Raw genomic sequence first — 4,191 nt, forward strand, 5'->3', positions numbered from 1 at the left:
TGACTGGTGTATGAAAGGCCAGCAAAAACGCTATCTTATTTATCAATATGTTGGAAAAACTGAGGCCAACCTGTCGGCGAGCTGAAATTATCACATTAATCCTGGAGGATTATGTCATACACAAAAGCCGTAAAGTAGAAGACTGGTTACAGGAAAACCAAAAGTTTAAGTTGTTGTTTTTACAGACATATTCACCATGGTTAAATAAAATAGAGTTGCTTTGGTTATCACTGCACGAAACCATCACTCGTAACTATCAATGTCGTTATACGTGGTAATTACTGATAAAAATGAAGCAATTTATGGCGGTGGCTTCACCTTTCCCCGGAAACCTGCCTGGAGAAGCAAGGGTGTAGAGGTAGTATGAAAAGCTATTTATTACTTGAGAAACATACATGTTTACCAAAATAGTAAAAACATTTTATGATAGAGGGGGGGCAATAGCTTGAGGGAATTCAATTATATATAAATGGTTAAATTAAATTATAAACCTCCTCATTAATAATTTGTTTAAAATACATTATTTAATGGTTAATTAATATTGATTATAAAAACCCATATAAAATAAATTTATTTATAATTAATCTTTTTATTTTAGTGTTTCTCGGTTAATGTGGTTATTCGAGAGTATATTGCTCCGGCCTCTGCATATTAAGGCGAGGGATAACTTATAATCCAAGGTATATTATATGAATAAAAAAACCCTATTAATAACATTATCTTTAATATCATTTTCCACGATATCAATCGCCTCATCACAAGTTAATCAAGAGAACAAAATTAAATCTGACATAAAATCGAATTCAGTATATTCACATGAACTTGTTACAGCCAATGGCGGCTCAGGAGGCAACGGTGGCAATGGAGGTGGGGGGCGTAATTCCAATGGTGGCGCAGGAGGCCGTGGTGGTGATGGGGGAAATTCTGGAAGTGGAAGCGGCAGTGGTAATGGTAGTGGAAGTAATAATGGGACAGGTAATGGTAACGGAAGTGGCCAAGCCTAATATTGTAAGATGAGTAAAATATCGACGCAATTAATATGGAGGCACTATGAATGCAATTATCAGTTCGAAAACATTATTATTGTTAAGTTTATCCTGTTTATTATGCTTATCAGCATCAGCTATGCAGAATATAGTCAAATCGATTAACTGCTCTGCATTGGACGGTAAGCCAGGTGAGAATGGCCTTGATGGATTACCAGACTCAAATTGTAAAAATGGAGGGAACGGCGGTCAAGGCACTCTACATATTAATAATGGCTCGGGTGGAAATGGGGGGAATGGCGCAGCGAATAATGCTTCGGGTGGAAATGGTGGTAATGGCGGCAATGGTGCTACCAATGGTGACTCCGGCGGGAATGGAGGGAATGGAGGGAATGGATAAATATTTATTAAGTAAATTAATATTCACTGTTCTATTAGGCATCTCTTTATCTTCAGAAGCAGTATTAAATATATATTCCCATAACTTGATAAAAACGGTTGGGGATGGTGGAGCCGGAGGAAATGGGGGAAATGGAGTAGGCGGAGGAAACGGAGGTCATGGCGGCAACGCAGGTTCTGGTCAAAACTCTCATGGTGGAGCCGGAGGAAATGGGGGCAACTCTGGTGGACGCGGCTCCTCAGGTGGAAATGGTGGGGTTGGTGGTAATGGAGGTAGTGGCAGCAATTCTTCAGGAGGACAAGGTGGGGATGGCGGTAATGCAGGTAACAGTGGTCTTACTTAATAATAAAGTCAGAGGTAAATATGAGAATAGTTAATTACGTCTTAATGTCGTCTCTATTTTCCATGTGTTCTTTACCACTCATAACAACTATTTTATCTACAGTGCCTACAGCTGTATATGCAGCAAATGGTAATGGGGGTAATGGGGGGGGATGGATCTAATAGTGGTAATGGTGGAAACGGAGGAAATGCAGGAACCGACAGTAATGGAAACGGCGGGCATGGTGGTTCGGGAGGTAATAACGGGGGAAATGGGGGACGAGGGGGAAATGGAGATGGTTCTGGAAATGGTGGTCGCGGTGGTGATGCTGGATGGGGAGGGGGAAGTGGAGGATCAGGCGGTCGAGGTGGCGCTAGCGGCCAAGATGGTTCTTCCGGTACGAGTACGGCCAGATAAACGCCGTCTCATTCCAGCAAACTATCCATTCCATTAATCGGTATTGTGTTTGAAGCCGCCAACAGAGCGGTTAATAAGATGGTCACTCCCACCTTGTGAGCGGTAAGCTGACAGGGTGTTTTCTTTGGAAGGGATCATCATGCAAAACGTTACGCTCATCGGTATCGATCTTGGCGAGCATTCGTTCCATGTCCATGTCCATTGTCAAGATCAGTCAATCAATCAGGCAAGGCACTTCTGCGCAAAAAGTTCACACGCACTAAACTGATGGAGTTTTTAGCCTCTCACCCGTCGACTACTTTTGTCATGGAAGCCTGTGCTGGTGCGCACTTCATGATGGCTCGCCGCATCGCTGATTTAGGCCATGAGGCAAAACTTATTTCTCCGCAGTTTGTCCGTCCGTTTGTTAAAAGCAACAAGAACGATTTCGTTGATGCCGAAGCCATATACGAAGCTGCATCACGACCTTCCATGCGTTTTGTGCAGCCGAGAACCGAGGTTCAGCAGGCGATGAGAGCGCTACATCGTGTCAGAGAATCACTCATCAGGGGTAAGGTCAAAACCACCAACCAGATGCATGCTTTTTTGTTGGAATTTGGCATCAGCATGCCGATTGGTACCGCAGTGATTAAGCGGCTTTCAGTCGTGCTGGCAGAGCATGAACTCCCGCCTTATCTTGTGCAGTTACTGATGCAATTGCACGACTATGATGGTGATATTGCGTGGTGGCGTCGATATTTTAGTCGCGACACCTGGCCGTTTACTGGATCTGGAACATCAAAACGCGGTTGATTTGTCCAAAATTGAAATTTTGGTCTTGGACGAAGCGGACCGTATGTTGGATATGGGCTTTATTCACGATATCCGCCGTGTATTAGCCAAATTACCGGCTAAACGTCAGAATTTGCTGTTCTCTGCCACCTTCTCTGATGAGATTAAAGGGCTGGCCAGCAAATTGTTGCACAACCCAGCCTCTGTTGAAGTTGCTTGCCGTAATACGGCGTCAGAGCAGATCGCCCAAAGCGTTCACTTTGTCGATAAAAACCGTAAGCGTGAGTTGTTGTCTCAGATGATTGGTGAAGGTAACTGGCAGCAAGTGCTGGTGTTTAACCGCACGAAGCATGGCGCGAACCATTTAGCTGAACAGTTGAATAAAGACGGTATTACTGCGGCGGCGATCCACGGTAATAAGAGTCAGGGCGCACGTACTCGTGCACTGGCTGATTTTAAAGACGGTAAAATCCGTGTGCTGGTGGCGACGGATATCGCTGCCCGTGGTCTGGATATCGACCAGTTACCACACGTGGTTAACTATGAATTGCCAAACGTTCCGGAAGATTACGTTCACCGTATTGGCCGTACTGGCCGCGCGGAACGAACCGGGGAAGCGATTTCACTGGTTTGTGTCGATGAACATAAACTGCTGCGTGATATTGAGCGTTTATTAAAACGTGAAATTCCACGTATCGCACTTGATGGTTATGAGCCGGATCTAAGCATTAAAGCCGATCCGATTCAAAATGGCCGTCAGGGCCGTGGCGCACAACGTCCGGGCATGGGCCGTGGTAGCAGTGCGGGTCGTCCGCAGAATGGAGGCGGTGCAGCAGGTCGCGGTGATAGCCGCAACAGCCGCCCACGCAGCCAGGCTGATGGTCAACGCCGCCCGGCAGGCCCATCGTCTCGCGGTCGTAGCCGTAATCCAGGCGAATAAGCGATACCTCTTGGGTATGACTGCTTCTATTCACTGATGAAACCGCTTCTTAGGAGGCGGTTAATAAGATGGTCACCCCCACCCTGTGAGCGGTAAGCTGACAGGGTGTTTTCTTTGGAAGGGATCATCATGCAAAACGTTACGCTCATCGGTATCGATCTTGGCGAGCATTCGTTCCATGTCCATTGCCAAGATCAATCAAGCAAGGCACTCCTGCGCAAAAAGTTCAGACGCACTAAACTGATTCCGGTATTTTATGAAGATGAAGTGGATATCGATCTCAATCTCAATCTCAATCCTAAAATCGGTGCTGACTGGTGTATGAAAGGCCAGCAAAAACGCTATCTTATTTATC

The 4,191-nt window shown here is 45.4% G+C and carries 5 protein-coding genes and 4 pseudogenes; 8 read left to right on the forward strand and 1 reads right to left on the reverse strand.

Features of this window, described 5'->3' with window-relative positions:
• Positions 1–20: 20 nt before the first annotated feature.
• From AC971_RS23705 to AC971_RS21165, 5 genes and pseudogenes are all read left to right on the forward strand, one after another.
• A pseudogene (locus AC971_RS23705) lies at positions 21–356 on the forward strand (transposase); the annotation flags it as partial.
• A 460-nt stretch (positions 357–816) separates the two neighbouring features.
• Positions 817–1,017 carry a hypothetical protein gene (locus tag AC971_RS21150; RefSeq protein ID WP_048677891.1) on the forward strand — a complete coding sequence of 67 codons (201 nt, stop codon included), beginning with the start codon at positions 817–819 and terminating at the stop codon, positions 1,015–1,017.
• A 108-nt stretch (positions 1,018–1,125) separates the two neighbouring features.
• Positions 1,126–1,386, forward strand: a complete 261-nt coding sequence (locus tag AC971_RS21155) for a hypothetical protein (RefSeq protein WP_230679743.1) — start codon at positions 1,126–1,128, stop codon at positions 1,384–1,386.
• Positions 1,379–1,729: a hypothetical protein gene (locus AC971_RS24530; protein WP_155410833.1), complete on the forward strand. Its 351-nt coding sequence runs from the start codon at positions 1,379–1,381 to the stop codon at positions 1,727–1,729. Before AC971_RS21155 ends, AC971_RS24530 begins: the two co-directional genes overlap by 8 nt.
• 151 nt (positions 1,730–1,880) lie before the next feature.
• A complete protein-coding gene (locus AC971_RS21165) occupies positions 1,881–2,162 on the forward strand; it encodes a hypothetical protein (RefSeq protein ID WP_048677893.1) in 282 nt (93 codons plus the stop codon).
• Here the strand turns inward: AC971_RS21165 and AC971_RS25540 are convergent.
• Positions 2,159–2,284: a hypothetical protein gene (locus tag AC971_RS25540; RefSeq protein WP_258953904.1), complete on the reverse strand. Its 126-nt coding sequence runs from the start codon at positions 2,282–2,284 to the stop codon at positions 2,159–2,161. The genes AC971_RS21165 and AC971_RS25540 overlap by 4 nt on opposite strands.
• On the opposite strand from AC971_RS25540, the pseudogene AC971_RS21170 reads away from it, so the two are divergent.
• From AC971_RS21170 to AC971_RS25420, 3 pseudogenes are all read left to right on the forward strand, one after another.
• A pseudogene (locus tag AC971_RS21170) lies at positions 2,265–2,827 on the forward strand (IS110 family RNA-guided transposase); the annotation flags it as partial. The gene AC971_RS25540 and the pseudogene AC971_RS21170 sit on opposite strands and share 20 nt — an antisense overlap.
• A gap of 7 nt (positions 2,828–2,834) precedes the next feature.
• Positions 2,835–3,836 (forward strand): annotated as a pseudogene (locus tag AC971_RS21175) (helicase-related protein); the annotation flags it as partial.
• Between the two features lie 129 nt (positions 3,837–3,965).
• Positions 3,966–4,191: pseudogene (locus AC971_RS25420) on the forward strand (hypothetical protein); the annotation flags it as partial.

The sequence above is a fragment of the Yersinia similis genome, assembly GCF_001053095.1.
Classification (GTDB): Bacteria; Pseudomonadota; Gammaproteobacteria; order Enterobacterales; family Enterobacteriaceae; genus Yersinia; species Yersinia similis.